The organism is Prauserella halophila (genome assembly GCF_024171895.1).
GTDB classification, from domain to species: Bacteria; Actinomycetota; Actinomycetes; order Mycobacteriales; family Pseudonocardiaceae; genus Prauserella; species Prauserella halophila.
This window is the reverse complement of record NZ_JAMTCQ010000009.1, coordinates 1,030,679-1,044,402: the sequence shown is the minus strand read 5'-3', so window position 1 is coordinate 1,044,402 and position 13,724 is coordinate 1,030,679. Positions and strand designations below refer to the sequence as shown.

Genomic DNA, 13,724 nt, shown 5'->3' with positions numbered 1-13,724 from the left:
CGGTTACCGTGGCGAGGTGACCACCAAGCTCGCCGAGCATCTCACGATCGGGCAGGTCGCTCAGCGCAGCGGCGTGCCGCACACCGCATTACGGTTCTACGAGGACCGCGGGCTGATCACCTCGGAACGGTCCAGCGGCAACCAGCGGCGCTACCCGCGGTCGGTCCTGCGCCGAATCGCCTTCATCCGCGCCGCGCAACGCGTCGGGCTCAGCCTCGACGAGATCGGCTCCGCCCTCGACACCCTGCCCCACGACCACGCGCCGACGAAGGCCGACTGGGCGCGCCTGTCACGGGACTGGCGCGACGAGCTCGACGCCCGCATCGACGCGCTGCAGCGCCTCCGCGACCAGCTCACCGGCTGTGTCGGATGCGGCTGCCTGTCGCTGAAGACCTGCGGACTCCACAACGTCGACGACCGGTTCTCCCAGTTCGGCCCCGGGGCACCACTGTTGAAACCCGCCAGCGAAGGCGGAATCGAATAGGCGCAGACCTCGACGCTCCGCGTGTCCTGCACTCGGCCGGTCGAGTTCTGCATTCGGCCGGTCGAGTTCTGCATTCGGTCCGTCGGACTCGGCGTCCGCGTCCTGCTCACCCCACCGTGTCGGCCACCGCGAGGGGTACGAGCTGCTCCGCGGCGGTGAACGAGCCGTGATGTCCCGTCAACGACGTCTCGGCGGGCTCGGCCGTCGCGCTCACGATGCCGTACCGATCGCGGGCCGCCGCGACGACGTCGCCGATCCGCGGGCGCACGCGGTCACCGACGTGTGGTCCGAACCAGCCGTACGCGACGGCCTGCTCCCGCGAAACGACCCAGGCACGTTCACCGAGGATCTCCCGCCAGGCCGCCAGTAGGTCGTCGGCCGCGCCCGGCTCGGCGTAGACGTGCCGGGCGCGCACCTCGCCACCCAGTGCGCGCATGCCCTCCCGCAACGCCGGCGTCGCGTCGACATCGACGGTCTCCCCGATCCGCACCATGCCGTGGTCGGCAACCACGGCCAGCACCGCGCCCGGTGGCAGTCCCTCCACGACGGACTCCACGAGCCGGTCGACCTGGCGCAACTGCATCCGCCACGCCACCGATCCCGGGCCGTACAGATGTCCGAGCATGTCGAGTTCGCTGTGATAGCCGTAGACGAACGCGCGCTCCGGCCGCAGCGCCTCCGTCACCCGCATCGCCAGATCGCCGAGCGCGTGCACGCCGACGTACCGGCCGCCACGCAACACCGCCCGCGTCAACGGCGAACCGTCGAACCGGGCCGCCGACACCACGCTGGTCGCCACCCCGGCCGCAGCCGCACGCTCGAACGTCGTCGCCAGCGGCTGCACGTCCTCCGCGCGCAGCTCCTCCGACAGATCCGCCCCGCCGGGATGCCGGCACCACCGCAATGCGTTCACCACACCCGTGCCCGGCACCTCGAAGCTGTAGCCCGCCATGCCGTGCACCCCCGACGCTGCACCCGTGCCGATGGCGGCAAGCCCCGCCGCCGTCGTCGCCGGATATCCGACCCGCAACGGCCGCCTGCACAGTTCGTGCAACACCGGAGCGCAATCGGCGTGCTCGTGCAGCAGCTCCCAGCCGAGGCCGTCGATGAGCAGGACACACGCCCGCGGCGCTTCCGGCAGCTCGGGTACGGAATGCTCGAAGCCCGGTACTCCCGATGCGGCGAGCATCGTCGGCACGACCTCGGACAGCTGCGAATGATCCATACCGACCACCATCGCCGTCGCACCGGCCCCGGCGCCAGCCGATTTCACCGGCCGCACTCGGCCGCGGCGTCCGGAAGCCGGTGCACCGTGACGGCGACCTACTCGTCGAAGTTGCGTTCGGCCAAGGCGGTGATGCGTGCGATCGCGTCCTCGGCCTGAGTCCCGGTCGCGGTCACGACGACGGTGTCGCCCTTGCGCGCGGTCAGCGACATCAGCGAGAACACGCTCCTCGCATCGGCTTCGGTGTCACCGAGCGTGATCCGTACGTCCGCATCCACGTCGGCGACACACCGGGCCAGCAACGCTGCGGGCCGCGCGTGCAGTCCGACCTCGTTGGCGAGCGTGATCTCGGCCTTCGCCCCGGATTCCGCCGCTGCAGCGTCTTCGGAATCGGCGCCATCGGCCGACTCGGCGGTGTCGGTGACCTCGGACCGGCCTGCCGCTGCGCGCGCCGCATCGGCCACCGCGGCCCGGTCGCCACCGCCCTGTGCCGAGACGGCCGCGGCGATCGCGCCCTCGACGAGCGGGGCGTCGACGACCACGGCAGCCTCCGGCTCCGGCAGCGATTCCACCGCCATTTCCGCCGTCATCTGCGCGCTTCCCAGGTCGTAGAGCACGACCACGCCCGACCCCGTGTCGGCCTCGGTCACCGCCGCGAGCACGGCCTCGAAATCGGTGCCGATCCCGCCGTCCGACAGCCCTCCGGCCGGTCGCACCGTGACGTCGGGCGCCATCTGTGCGGCCACCTCGGCGACCCCGTCGGCGAGGCCGCCACTGTGCGACACGACCACCAGTGCGACCCGCTCCCCGCTCATCGCGCAGCCTCCGCGAAGGACCGCAGCAGCAACGCCGTCGACGTCGCCCCCGGATCGGCGTGGCCCACGCTGCGTTCGCCCAGGTACGACGCGCGCCCCTTGCGGGCCGTCAGCGGCACGGTCGAGTCGGCGCCCTCCTTTGCGGCGTCGGCGGCGGCGCTGAGCACCGCTGCCACGTCCCCGCCGTCGGCGTGGCTGCGTTCCGCGGCCTCGACGGCGGGCGCGAGCGCATCGACCATCGTGGCGTCTCCGACCTCGGCCTTACCGCGGGCGACCACGCCGTCCAGCGCGGCACGCAGGCCCGTCGCGATCGCGGCCGCGTCCAGTTCGGACGCATCACCGAGCTTCGTGGCCGCACGCAGGAACGCCGTGCCGTACAGCGGCCCCGCCGCTCCGCCGACCTTCGAGATCAGCGTCGTGGCAGCCGTCTTCAGGACCGCACCGGGCGTCTCGGGAACGCCCGCGTCCAGCGACGACAGCACCGCCGCGAAGCCGCGGTCGAGGTTCTCCCCGTGGTCGGCATCGCCGATGGCACGATCCAGCTCGATCAGTTCGGCCTTGTGCTCGGCGACGCTCGCACCGCCCGCGCGCAGCACCGCGGCCACGCGTTCCGCATCGCAGCCCATCAGACCCCCCACCGCAGCGACGGCGTGTGCACCGGCGCGTCCCACAGCTCGGTCAGTTCGTCGTCCAGCCGCAACAGCGTCAGGCTGAGCCCCTGCATCTCCAGGCTGGTCACGTACGGCCCGACGAGCCGGCGGGTGACCCGGATACCGCGATCGGCCAACAGCCGCTCGGCGATCCCGTGGGCCAGATACGTCTCCATCGGCGGGGTGGCGCCCATCGAGTTGGTCAGCAGCAGTACCTCGTCACCCTCGCCGAACGGCAGGTCGTCGACCACGGCCGTGACCATGCGCTCGACCAGCGCGTCCGCGGGCTCGGCCGCGATCCGCTCACGGCCCGGTTCGCCGTGGATGCCGATGCCGAACTCGATCTCGTCGGCACCGAGGTCGAAACTCGGTTCACCGGCATGCGGCACGGTCGGCGGCGAGAGCGCCACGCCGATGGATCGCACCTGGCCGACCACGCGCCGAGCGAGCGCCTCGACGGCGTCGAGCCCGTCCCCGCGCGCAGCCGCCGCGCCGACGATCTTCTCCAGCGGCACGGTGCCGCCGACGCCGCGCCTGCCGGCGGTGAACGTCGAATCCGCCACCGCGACGTCGTCGTCGATCACCACGCTGCGGACGTCCAGCCCCTCGGCTGCCGCCAGTTCGGCCGCTGTTTCGAAGTTCAGCACGTCGCCGGTGTAGTTCTTCACCACCAGCAGCGCACCGGCGTCTCCGGTGGTCGCCGAGATCGCGGCCTGTGCCGCGTCCGGCGTCGGTGAGGTGAACACCGGGCCGGGAACGGCCGCGTCGAGCATGCCCGCGCCGACGAACCCGGTGTGCAGCGGCTCGTGGCCGGAACCGCCGCCCGAGATCACGGCCACCTTGCCGGCGACCGGTGCGTCCACACGCACCACGTGATCCGGGTCGTAGGCCACGCGCACCAGGTCCGCGTGCGCGGCTGCCAATCCTCGGAGCGACTCGGCGACCACCGTCGCCGGATCGTTGATGATCTTCTTCACGACGTCCCACTTTCCGTGTCGCCTTCGACTTCGCCCGCGAACGCGGCGCGTGCTGGAGGCAACGCTAACGACAGAAGCAGTCCGGGCGCCACGCGAGAGTCACGCGGCAACGCCCGGCCTGCGTCGTCGGACCGTTGGTTCAGCCCTGCTCCGGCGAGGAGGAGTCGCTCTCCTCGTCCTCGGGGTCCGGCACCGTGAGCGGACGGACCTTCACCCACAGCAGGAACAACCCGGTGAACACGAGCATGCCGATGCCCGCGATCAGGTTGATGTTCATGCCGCCGGCCTTGGCCAGATCCTCGTCGGAGACGAACCCGATCCCGAGTACGGTGATCACCGCTCCGTACACGCCGGTGAGCAGTGCGATGACCAGTCGGACGTCGAACGCACCGGCGGTGCGCTTGCGCGTGTCGCTGCCCATTGCCGCCTCCTAGAAGAAGATGTTCAGGACGATCGTGAGGGCCAGGACGATGCCCGCCAGCAGGCCCGGGTTGCGGTACCAGCCCGCGTCCTCGCCCACCGTCGAGCGCTTCAGCTTCTCCTTCGGTGTCAGCGAGTAGACCAGGCCCACGAGCTGCGCCTCCGGCTTCGGCCTGGTCGCCATGGTGACCACAACACTGACCGCGATGTCCACCACGAACGCCGCACCGGCACCGATGAACGAGGCACCCTGACCGGGCAGGTCCCACACCCCGGTCTCGGCGAGCAGGAAGACACCGACCGCAGCACCGGTACCGGAGACGAGGCCCGTCCAACCGGCGGTGGCCGTCATCCGCTTCCAGAACATACCGAGGATGAACGTCGCGAACAGCGGTGCGTTGAAGAACGAGAACAGCTGCTGCAGGTAGTCCATCAGGTTGCTGTAGGTGGAGGCGATGAACGCCGTGCCGATCGCGAGGATCGTGGCGCACGCCGTCACCACCCGGCCTGCCCGCAGGTAGTACTGATCCGGCTTGTCCTTCTTGATGTAGGCCTGCCAGATGTCGTACGTGAAGACGGTGTTGAACGCGCTCAGGTTCGCCGCCATACCGGCCATGAACGAGGCCAGCAGGCCGGCGATCGCGATGCCGAGCATGCCGTTCGGCAGCAGATCGCGCATCAACAGCAGCAGCGCGTCGTTGAATGTCGCGCCACTGGGCGCGGCCTCGCCCGCCATCAGGGCCGCCTTGTTCTCACCGGAGAGTTCGGTGACGCTGACGCCGGCGATCATGCCCGGGATGATCACGATGAACGGGATGAGCATCTTCGGGAACGCACCGATGATCGGGGTGCGCTGAGCGGCCGACATGCTCTTCGAGGCCATCGCGCGCTGCACCTCGACGAAGTTCGTCGTCCAGTAGCCGAACGAGAGCACGAAGCCGAGACCGAACACGAGGCCGAGCACCGACAGGAAGTTGTCGCCGAAGCCGGTGAGCTGGTTACCCGGCCAGGAGCTGAGCTGCTCCTCGCCGCCGGGACCACTCGCGACCTTGTCGACGAGACCTTCCCAGCCACCGACCTCGTGCAGGCCGACCAGCGTCAGCGGCAGCAGGGCCGCGACGATGACGAAGAACTGCAGCACCTCGTTGTAGATCGCCGCCGACAGTCCGCCGAGTGCGGTGTAGGCCAGCACGATGACCGCCGCGAGCAGGATCGACACCCAGAGCGGCCAGCCCAGCAACAGGTTCACGACGCTGGCCAGCAGGAACAGGTTCGCACCGGCGATGAGGATCTGCGCCGTCGCGAAGCTGACACCGTTGACGAGGTGGGCCGGCTTGCCGAAGCGCCGGAGCATGAACTCCGGGACACTGCGCACCTTCGAGCCGTAATAGAACGGCATCATCACGATGGCCAGGAACAGCATCGCCGGGATCGCGCCGACCCAGAAGTAGTGCACGGTCGGCAGGCCGTACTGGGCGCCGTTCGCCGACATGCCCATGACCTCGATCGCGCCCAGGTTCGCCGCGACGAACGCCAGGCCGGTCACCCACGCGGGAAGCGATCGGCCGGAAAGGAAGAAGTCCAGACTCGACGACACCTGTTTCCGCGCCAGGTATCCGATACCGAGCACCAGGGCGAAGTAGAACGCGAGCAACGCGTAGTCGATCGCGTTCGCGTCGAGCCGTAGATCCTGGGCTAGGACGGTCATCGGCCCACCTCCGGAATCAACAGTAGTCAACAGGAATGATCACAGATCAAGCTGCGCGCGAACATTACCGCACGCAGATCACCACTTGAATGCCACACGTCGAATTACGTAACGCACATGTCCGCTGACCGACCGTGACGACACTCGACACACGTCGGAGCCGTCAATGCTCTGGATGCCGTGGATGCGGTGGATGCCGCCGATGAGATGCACGCCGGCGGCACCGTGGCCTACCGCGTCACCCTCGACGGCGAGTTCGTCGGCTGGGTCGGCGACGGCCGACCGTTCCCGCCGGGGCCAGTGATCGCGCTATCTTGGCCGCGTACCTCATCTGCGGAGGTCGAGGCCGCCGGCTGATCACCGGGGACATTTCGCAGGTGAGCTCGCTCCGCAGACGTGAGAGGTAGACATGACCGCCGAGACGTTCGGCCAGTGCCTACGCCGCCTGCGCGGCGAGGCTGGCCTATCTCAAGCGCAGCTCGCCCGCATGGTCCCGATCCACCAATCGAACCTCTCCCGCTGGGAAGGTGACCGCCAGGCCGTCGAGGACCGGGTGCTCGTCGAGCGACTCGAAACCGTGCTCGGCGCCCCGGGCGCGCTCACCCGGGCACAGGCGCCGTCGCTGCTGCACGGCGACGGCATCGACTCACAGCGCATCGACCACGCCGTGCGGCGCCCGCGCACCGTCGACGACCGCACCCTCGACGCGCTCGCCAAACTACTCGCCAGCACGCGTCACCTCGAAGACTGTGTCGGCGCCGCCGCGGTGCTGCTGCCCGAACGGGGCCACGTCAACCTGCTGACCGAGCTGGCCAGCGAGTCCCGCGGGCCGATCCGCACCCGAGTGATCGACCTCGCCGGCCAGTGGGCACAACATCACGGGTGGCTCTACACCGCGCTCGAGCGCTACGACGAGGCCGACCAGTGGTTCTCCCGATCGCTGGAATGGGCGCTCGAGGCCGGCGACGACGACCTCGCCGCGACCGTCTGGTCATTCAAGGGCCACGTCGCATGGTTGAAGGGCCAGGTCGGGCCGACCATCGGGCTCACCCACACCGCCCGCCGCTACACCGGCATCCACGCCGGCCAGACCGCCTACGACGCGCTACAGGAAGCGCGTGGGCACGCACTGCTCGGCGACGTGTCCGAGGTCGAGCGGCTCGTCGACGAGGCGCACGCGCTGTCCCAGCTGGCCACCCGGCAGATGGCCGACGGGTCCGCCCCGCCGTGGCACTACTACCGCGAGGACGGGTTCTGGAACCTCGAGGGCGGCCGGGCGATCGCACCGGTGCGCCCACGGCAGGCCGTCGAGCTACTCGAGGCCGGGCTCGCCGAGCTGCCACCCGACCAGCTACACGCCGACTGGGCCGACGCCTACCGGCGCGACCTCGAGGCCGCGCAACGCGCCACCGCATGACCCATGCGCGCTATGCGCATATCCGATGCGCATAGCGTAACCCCTGTTGTCGCAGGTCACCAGCGGTCGATGGTCTGGCCATGCGGCACGTGCAATTCCCCAGCGGCCATATGGTCACGATCGGCCCGGACGGGTGGCCGATCGAGGCCGACCCCGAGGCGCCCGACCTCGACACGGTGCCCGGCTGGCGCCCGGTGGCCGAGGGTGTGCGCCACATCGGCGGCACCGTCGACGAACCGGCCGCCGACACCGTGGCCGAGATGCTGTGCGGCCGCCAGATCGTCGTGCCTCGCCGGCACCGCCGCGTGCCGCCGGCCCTGTTCGACTGCCACGCCTGCTGGCACGAGTGGATCGGCGTCGACGAGTGAGGCGCCCGTGTACGCACAAGACCTACGCGCACCTGATGCCGTCCAGTGAGGCTCGCACGCGCGCCGCGATCGACGCGGCGATGTGCCCCCAGAGTGCCCCGGGAGGCGATAGCGCCGCGCTGACCACCGATGATCCTCAGAAGAGGCGGAACTCGTCCGGTTCGATGCCGCGCAGGGCGTCGTAGTCCAGCGTGACGCAGCGGATGCCGCGGTCCTCGGCGAGCGTCCGCGCCTGGGGCCGGATCTGCTGTGCGGCGAACACTCCCTGCACGGGAGCCAGCAACGGGTCGCGATTGAGCAGTTCGAGGTAACGCGTCAGCTGCTCCACCCCGTCGATCTCACCGCGCCGCTTGATCTCCACCGCGACGGACACCCCGCCAGCGTCGCGCGCGAGGATGTCGACCGGTCCGATCGCGGTCGGGTACTCGCGCCGCACGAGCGAGTAGCCGTCGCCGAGCGTGGTGATGTGTTCGGCCAGCAGTTCCTGCAGATGCGCCTCGACACCGTCCTTCTGCAGGCCCGGCTCCGCGCCCAGGTCGTGGGTGACCTCCTCGACGATGTGGTCGATCGTGACGACCAGCTTCTCGCCGGCCTTGTTCTCGACGATCCACAGGTTGCCGTCCTCGATGAGCCAGCACGGTGGACTCATCCAGTTCAGCGGCTTGTAGGCCCGGTCGTCGGAGTGCACCGACACCGAACCGTCCGACTTGACCAACAGCAGCCGGGTGGCCATGGGCAGGTGGGCGGTGAGACGGCCGGCATAGTCGACCTGGCACCGGGCAATGACCAAACGCACGGCGAGAGATTAGGACACGCGCCGCAGCCGCCGATGCAGGCCCCGCATGTGACGGTCCGATATCGGTCCGCTCATCCGTCCGAGATCCGTTCGGTCAGTCGCGACGCGCAAAGCCGGTTCCCCCGTTAGTGTCTTGCGGGTGCCGGCGCTGGCCACCGCCTGTCGCAGCAGGCGTCGCGAGCGAAACACCGACGAGAGGTGCTGATGAACGACATACCGACTGTGTGGGACTGGACGGGGAACCTGCTCGACGGTTTACGTGTCACCCTCCAGGTGACAGTACTCGGCACGCTCATGATGCTCGCCATAGCCGTCGCACTCGGACTCATGGCACGGTCGCGGCGATTACTGGTTCGGGGTGTGGCCCGCGTCGTGATCGAGCTGTTCCGCGGCACCTCGTTGCCGATTCAGCTCCTCTTCCTGTTCTTCGCCCTGCCGCTCATGGGGATCCGCTTCGAGGCACTGTTCTGCGGCGTGCTCGCGTTCGGACTGAACTACGGCGCCTACGGCGCCGAGGTGGTGCGCGGGTCCATCAACGCCGTGCCCAAACCACAGTGGGAAGCAGCGACCGCGTTGAACCTGTCCGCATGGCAGCGGATGACCCGCGTGATCTGGCCACAAGCCATCCCGCTGATGATCCCGTCGATGAACAACCTGTTCATCCAGCTGCTCAAGAGCACTCCGCTACTTTACGCGATCTCGCTCGTGGACCTGATGAACAAGGGCGAGGCGTTCCGCCTCGCCGGAGGCAACGCGACCGCCATGTACCTGACCCTGATGGTGATCTACTTCGTCATGGCCTATGCGGTGACGCTGCTGTCCAATATGGCCGAAGTGATCGCGAAGGCGCGCCTCGGGCAGCATGCAGGCTTGCGAAGCGTCTTCCGTACGACGAAGGCGGAACCCGCTGACGCTGCGGTCGATCACGTGGAGGTGTCGTCACGATGACCTGGGACTGGAACTACGTCGCCGAGATTCTGCCCGGGCTGCTGGAGCACTTCGTCCAGTACACGCTGGTCGCCACGGTGCTCGGCATCGCGCTGGCAGCCCTCCTGGGGATGCTGTTCGCCGTCATTCGCAGGCTACGGATCCCGGTGCTCACGCAGCTGCTGACCGCGTTCATCGAGTTCGTCCGCAGCACCCCGCTGCTGATCCAGTTGTTCTTCCTGTTCTACGCGCTGCCGGGCATGGGCATCACCCTGCAACCGATGACGGCAGGCGTCATCGGACTCGGCGTGCACTACGCCTGCTACATGGCCGATGTCTACCGCTCGGGCATCGACGCAGTCCCGAGTGGACAGTGGGAGGCCAGTGTCGCGCTGCAACTGTCTCCCCGCGTGACGTGGCAGCGTGTCGTATTGCCCCAGGCGGTCCGCAACGTGCTGCCGTCACTGGGCAACTACGCGATCGCCATGTTCAAGGAGACGCCGTTCCTGGCGTTCATCACCGTCCCCGAGCTGCTCAACGAGGCTCAGCGAGTCGGCGGCGACGCCTACGAATATGTCGAGCCACTCGCCCTGGCGGCATTGATCTTCCTGGCCGCCAGTTACCCGACGGCACTGTTGTTGCGCCGACTGGAGACCAGGCTGGAGACACGCTGACACACGGGGGTCGTGAAATGCTTCCGGAGCATTTCACGACCCCCGTCGACGGCGTCAGCCCTCGTTGGTGCAGAGTTCCTCCGTCGTAGCTTTCCGAGTCGCGTCAGCCGAGAAGCCCCACTTGTCCATCAGCTTGTCGAACTCGTCGGTCTCCTTGAACTTCTTCAGCTCGTCGTTGTACTTGTTGAAGAACTCCTCGTCCCCGGGCCGGAACGCAGCGCCGGAACCCGTCGTCGGGAACGACTCGAGCGGCTCCGTGATCTCGAAGCCACCCTTCTGCTCCTTCAACTTCTCGAGGGACAGCGTCGGCAGCAGGATCGCGTCCACCCGGCCATCCTTCATGCCCTGCAACGCGTCGGGCCCCAGCGGATACGTCGACAGCTTGGCTTCCTCGACGCCCAACGACTTCGCGGTCTTGAGCTCGAAGCTGCTCTCCAGGACAGCCACCTTGACGTCCTTGTTCTTGAGGTCGTCGACCGTGGTCAAGCCCTTGGGATTACCCGTCGGCACGGCGAACGACTCCGTCGACACGAGTACCGGCGACGTGTACTGGACCTTGGCACACCTGCTCTTGTTCATGAACAGCCCGGCGGTGACCATGTCCCAGCGCCGGGCGTTGAGGCCGAGGATCATCGACTTGTAATCGGCCTGTACACCCTTGATGTTGTCGATGCCCATGCGTTCGAGCACGGCCTTCGCCACATCGGGCTCGGCGCCGGTGAGGTCACCGTTCGCCTTGAGCACGGTGTACGGCGCCTCGTTCGCGACCGCGAGGCGCAGCGCCTGGCCCGCATCCACCCGCTGCTGCAGGCTCTGGCCGTCTTCGGACTGACCGGTATCGGGGTTGGTCGTCTCGCACGCACCGAGGAGCAAGCCGCCCCCGACGGCTGCGAGACCGGTCGCGGAGTGCCGCAACATGGTCCGGCGGGAAAAGCGGTTCAGCTTCGGTTCCGACACAATCTCTCCGTTCGAAAGACAACGGTTCACGAGACCCTAACCCAAACGAGTGGATCAGGCAGAATCTTTGCCATGGAACAGGTCAGCTCGCGGCAGGTCTACGAGAACAACTGGATGACGGTGCGCGAGGATGCGATCCGGCGCGGCGACGGATCCCCCGGCGTATACGGAGTCGTGGACAAACCCGACTACGCGCTCGTCATTCCCTACGAGGACGGCAGGTTCCACCTCGTCGAACAATTTCGTTACCCGCTCGGTATCCGGCGCTGGGAATTCCCGCAGGGCACGGCGCCCGATCGCGCCGACGTCGAACCGGCCGAGCTGGCCGCGCGCGAGCTGCGCGAGGAGACCGGGCTTACGGCGGGCGCCTGGACCGAGATCGGGCGGCTCGACGTCGCGCCCGGCATGGCCAGCCAGCGCGGCAGGATCTTCCTCGCCACCGACCTCACCCACGGCGAGCCGCAACGGGAGCACGAGGAGCAGGACATGCGCGCGGCGTGGTTCGAACGGGCACAGTTCGAGGCGATGATCGCAACGGGCGAGATCACCGACGCACAGTCCGTCGCGGCGTACGCGATACTCCAACTGCGGGAGCGGCGCTCCTAGTCCGGCCAGTCGGGTTTGCGCTTCTCCAGGAACGCGGCCATCCCCTCACGGGCGCCCGGTAGCTGGGACGCCGCCGCCATGACCTCGACGGCGATGCCGTACGCGTCGTCCTCGGGCCGGTCGAGCTGCGAGTACAGCGTCTGCTTGCCCAGCGCCTTGGCCGCCCGGCTCCCCCGAGTCGCCCTGCCGAGCAGCTCGGTGACGGCCTCGTCAAGCTCCGTGTCCGGCACGACGCGGTTGACCAGGCCCCAGTCCAGCGCGGTCGCAGCGTCCACGACGTCGCCGGTCAGCGCCATCTCCATGAGGCGTTTGCGGCCGACCGTCCTCGCGACGGGCACGGCAGGCGTGTGGCAGAACCAACCGCCCTTACCACCCGGCAGCGCGAAGCCTGCCGATTCGGCGGCCACGGCGAGGTCGCACGACGCGACGAGCTGACACCCCGCGGCCGTCGCGAGCCCGTGCACCCGCGCGACGACGACCTGCGGCACCGACTCCATCGTGCGCATCAGCTGGGTGCACACCTGCAGCAGTTCGCGCACACCGACGAGGTCGCGTTCCGCGACGTCGCCGAAGTCGTGCCCGGCCGAGAACACGGGACCCGCCCCCGCGAGCACGATCCCGGTCGCGTCCGACTCCCCGACCTCGGTGAACGCGGCGAGCAGCTCCCGAAGGTGCTCCTCGGTCAGCGAGTTTCGCCTGCTCGCGCGGTTCATCGTGATCGTGGCGGTCGCACCGTCGCGCTTGACGAGGATGTGCTCGTACTCACCCATGAACCGACCGTATCCCGCCTCACGGGCTCGCGGAAGGCGCCACGTCACGAGGGAACGAGACACGGCGAGCGGTTCGAGCGCCGAGCCCGTTACGCCTGGCGCGACACCGTGCGTGGTTACAACCGTGCGCGGTTACGAGGCCGCCCGGTCGATGACGGCGTGCAGGAACGCCTTCGTGCGTTCCTCATCGGGGTCGGTGAACAGCTTGTCCGGCGCCGCGTCCTCGACGATCTGCCCGGCGTCGAACATCATCACGCGGTCGGAGACGTCGCGCGCGAACTGCATCTCGTGCGTGACGCACAGGAACGTGATGTCGGTGGTGCTGGCGATCTCGCGCAGCACGGCCAGCACACCCGCGACCAGCTCGGGATCCAGCGCCGAGGTGACCTCGTCGAGCAGCAGGATCTCGGGCTCCATCGCCAGTGCCCGCGCGATCGCGACCCGCTGCTGCTGCCCACCCGAGAGCCGCGAGGGATGCTCGTCGACCTTGTCGGAAAGGCCCACCATGTCCAGCAGCTCCTTGCCGCGCCGCTCGGCCTCGTCGCGCGACTTGCCGAGCACCCTGATCGGGGCCTCGGTGATGTTCTGCAGCACCTTCATGTTCGGGAACAGGTTGAACTGCTGGAACACCATGCCGATGCGCTTGCGGACCTGGCGCAGGTGCCGCTCGTCCGCGGGGACGAGCTTGCCGCCGCGATCCATGTGGCTGAGGTACTCGTCGCCGACCTGGATCGTGCCGCCGTTGATGCGCTCCAGCGTCATCAGCAGGCGCAGGATCGTCGTCTTTCCGGATCCGCTCGGCCCGATCAGCGAGACGAACTCGCCGGGACTCACGGAGAAGCTCAGATCGCGCAGCACGATGTTGTCGTCGAACTTCTTGACGACATCGTCGAACCTGATCATCACATCCGTGCCAAGACCGGTCGATGT

The 13,724-nt window shown here is 68.5% G+C and carries 17 protein-coding genes; 7 read left to right on the top strand and 10 right to left on the bottom strand.

Annotated elements, in window-relative coordinates; translation table 11 throughout:
- The first annotated feature begins 16 nt into the window (after positions 1–16).
- The gene (gene soxR, locus LY41_RS11050; protein WP_253863780.1) at positions 17–484 is read left to right on the top strand and encodes a redox-sensitive transcriptional activator SoxR; all 468 of its coding nucleotides are present in this window, start codon (positions 17–19) and stop codon (positions 482–484) included.
- 106 nt (positions 485–590) lie between these two features.
- On the opposite strand, the gene LY41_RS11045 is transcribed toward soxR, so the two are convergent.
- From LY41_RS11045 to LY41_RS11020, 6 genes are all read right to left on the bottom strand, one after another.
- Positions 591–1,709 (bottom strand): alkaline phosphatase family protein, encoded by a 1,119-nt coding sequence (locus LY41_RS11045; RefSeq protein ID WP_253863779.1) that lies wholly within the window; start codon positions 1,707–1,709, stop codon positions 591–593.
- Between the two features lie 98 nt (positions 1,710–1,807).
- Positions 1,808–2,524: a dihydroxyacetone kinase phosphoryl donor subunit DhaM gene (dhaM, locus tag LY41_RS11040; protein WP_253863778.1), complete on the bottom strand. Its 717-nt coding sequence runs from the start codon at positions 2,522–2,524 to the stop codon at positions 1,808–1,810.
- Positions 2,521–3,150, bottom strand: coding sequence for a dihydroxyacetone kinase subunit DhaL (gene dhaL, locus LY41_RS11035; protein WP_253863777.1), 630 nt, complete (start codon positions 3,148–3,150; stop codon positions 2,521–2,523). The genes dhaM and dhaL overlap by 4 nt, the downstream gene beginning before the upstream one ends.
- Complete coding sequence (gene dhaK, locus LY41_RS11030) at positions 3,150–4,151, bottom strand: dihydroxyacetone kinase subunit DhaK (RefSeq protein WP_253863776.1); 1,002 nt, start codon at positions 4,149–4,151, stop codon at positions 3,150–3,152. The genes dhaL and dhaK overlap by 1 nt, the downstream gene beginning before the upstream one ends.
- A 139-nt stretch (positions 4,152–4,290) precedes the next feature.
- Positions 4,291–4,572: a hypothetical protein gene (locus tag LY41_RS11025; RefSeq protein ID WP_253863775.1), complete on the bottom strand. Its 282-nt coding sequence runs from the start codon at positions 4,570–4,572 to the stop codon at positions 4,291–4,293.
- A gap of 9 nt (positions 4,573–4,581) precedes the next feature.
- A complete protein-coding gene (locus LY41_RS11020) occupies positions 4,582–6,279 on the bottom strand; it encodes a sodium:solute symporter family protein (RefSeq protein WP_253863774.1) in 1,698 nt (565 codons plus the stop codon).
- A gap of 180 nt (positions 6,280–6,459) precedes the next feature.
- Between LY41_RS11020 and LY41_RS11015 the strand changes: the two genes are divergently transcribed.
- From LY41_RS11015 to LY41_RS11005, 3 genes are all read left to right on the top strand, one after another.
- A complete protein-coding gene (locus LY41_RS11015) occupies positions 6,460–6,636 on the top strand; it encodes a hypothetical protein (protein ID WP_253863773.1) in 177 nt (58 codons plus the stop codon).
- A 52-nt stretch (positions 6,637–6,688) separates the two neighbouring features.
- Positions 6,689–7,696, top strand: a complete 1,008-nt coding sequence (locus tag LY41_RS11010; RefSeq protein WP_253863772.1) for a helix-turn-helix domain-containing protein — start codon at positions 6,689–6,691, stop codon at positions 7,694–7,696.
- 80 nt (positions 7,697–7,776) lie between these two features.
- A complete protein-coding gene (locus LY41_RS11005) occupies positions 7,777–8,064 on the top strand; it encodes a hypothetical protein (protein ID WP_253862806.1) in 288 nt (95 codons plus the stop codon).
- Positions 8,065–8,200: 136 nt separating this feature from the next.
- On the opposite strand, the gene nucS is transcribed toward LY41_RS11005, so the two are convergent.
- Positions 8,201–8,860 carry an endonuclease NucS gene (gene nucS, locus LY41_RS11000; RefSeq protein ID WP_253863771.1) on the bottom strand — a complete coding sequence of 220 codons (660 nt, stop codon included), beginning with the start codon at positions 8,858–8,860 and terminating at the stop codon, positions 8,201–8,203.
- Between the two features lie 204 nt (positions 8,861–9,064).
- Here nucS and LY41_RS10995 point away from each other — a divergent pair, with 204 nt between their 5' ends.
- Positions 9,065–9,808, top strand: coding sequence for an amino acid ABC transporter permease (locus LY41_RS10995; RefSeq protein WP_253864084.1), 744 nt, complete (start codon positions 9,065–9,067; stop codon positions 9,806–9,808).
- Entirely contained in the window at positions 9,805–10,461 is a 657-nt protein-coding gene (gene ehuD / locus LY41_RS10990; RefSeq protein ID WP_253863770.1) for an ectoine/hydroxyectoine ABC transporter permease subunit EhuD, read from the top strand. Before LY41_RS10995 ends, ehuD begins: the two co-directional genes overlap by 4 nt.
- Before the next feature lie 54 nt (positions 10,462–10,515).
- Here ehuD and ehuB read toward each other — a convergent pair whose 3' ends face one another.
- Positions 10,516–11,418, bottom strand: a complete 903-nt coding sequence (gene ehuB / locus LY41_RS10985; RefSeq protein ID WP_253863769.1) for an ectoine/hydroxyectoine ABC transporter substrate-binding protein EhuB — start codon at positions 11,416–11,418, stop codon at positions 10,516–10,518.
- A 72-nt stretch (positions 11,419–11,490) separates the two neighbouring features.
- On the opposite strand from ehuB, the gene LY41_RS10980 reads away from it, so the two are divergent.
- Positions 11,491–12,024: an NUDIX domain-containing protein gene (locus tag LY41_RS10980; protein WP_253863768.1), complete on the top strand. Its 534-nt coding sequence runs from the start codon at positions 11,491–11,493 to the stop codon at positions 12,022–12,024.
- Here LY41_RS10980 and LY41_RS10975 read toward each other — a convergent pair.
- Together LY41_RS10975 and ehuA are read right to left on the bottom strand one after the other, a co-directional pair.
- A complete protein-coding gene (locus tag LY41_RS10975) occupies positions 12,021–12,794 on the bottom strand; it encodes an enoyl-CoA hydratase-related protein (RefSeq protein WP_253863767.1) in 774 nt (257 codons plus the stop codon). The genes LY41_RS10980 and LY41_RS10975 overlap by 4 nt on opposite strands.
- Positions 12,795–12,926: 132 nt before the next feature.
- Complete coding sequence (ehuA, locus tag LY41_RS10970; protein ID WP_253863766.1) at positions 12,927–13,697, bottom strand: ectoine/hydroxyectoine ABC transporter ATP-binding protein EhuA; 771 nt, start codon at positions 13,695–13,697, stop codon at positions 12,927–12,929.
- Between the last annotated feature and the right edge of the window lie 27 nt (positions 13,698–13,724).

Coding starts and splice junctions, on each gene's coding strand:
- LY41_RS11045 (WP_253863779.1), bottom strand. CDS start 1,709: ATGGATCATTCGCAGCTGTCCGAGGTCGTGCCGACGATGCTCGCCGCA.
- dhaM (WP_253863778.1), bottom strand. CDS start 2,524: ATGAGCGGGGAGCGGGTCGCACTGGTGGTCGTGTCGCACAGTGGCGGC.
- dhaL (WP_253863777.1), bottom strand. CDS start 3,150: ATGGGCTGCGATGCGGAACGCGTGGCCGCGGTGCTGCGCGCGGGCGGT.
- LY41_RS11025 (WP_253863775.1), bottom strand. CDS start 4,572: ATGGGCAGCGACACGCGCAAGCGCACCGCCGGTGCGTTCGACGTCCGA.
- LY41_RS11020 (WP_253863774.1), bottom strand. CDS start 6,279: ATGACCGTCCTAGCCCAGGATCTACGGCTCGACGCGAACGCGATCGAC.
- LY41_RS11010 (WP_253863772.1), top strand. CDS start 6,689: ATGACCGCCGAGACGTTCGGCCAGTGCCTACGCCGCCTGCGCGGCGAG.
- LY41_RS11005 (WP_253862806.1), top strand. CDS start 7,777: ATGCGGCACGTGCAATTCCCCAGCGGCCATATGGTCACGATCGGCCCG.
- LY41_RS10995 (WP_253864084.1), top strand. CDS start 9,065: ATGAACGACATACCGACTGTGTGGGACTGGACGGGGAACCTGCTCGAC.
- ehuD (WP_253863770.1), top strand. CDS start 9,805: ATGACCTGGGACTGGAACTACGTCGCCGAGATTCTGCCCGGGCTGCTG.
- LY41_RS10980 (WP_253863768.1), top strand. CDS start 11,491: ATGGAACAGGTCAGCTCGCGGCAGGTCTACGAGAACAACTGGATGACG.
- LY41_RS10975 (WP_253863767.1), bottom strand. CDS start 12,794: ATGGGTGAGTACGAGCACATCCTCGTCAAGCGCGACGGTGCGACCGCC.
- ehuA (WP_253863766.1), bottom strand. CDS start 13,697: ATGATCAGGTTCGACGATGTCGTCAAGAAGTTCGACGACAACATCGTG.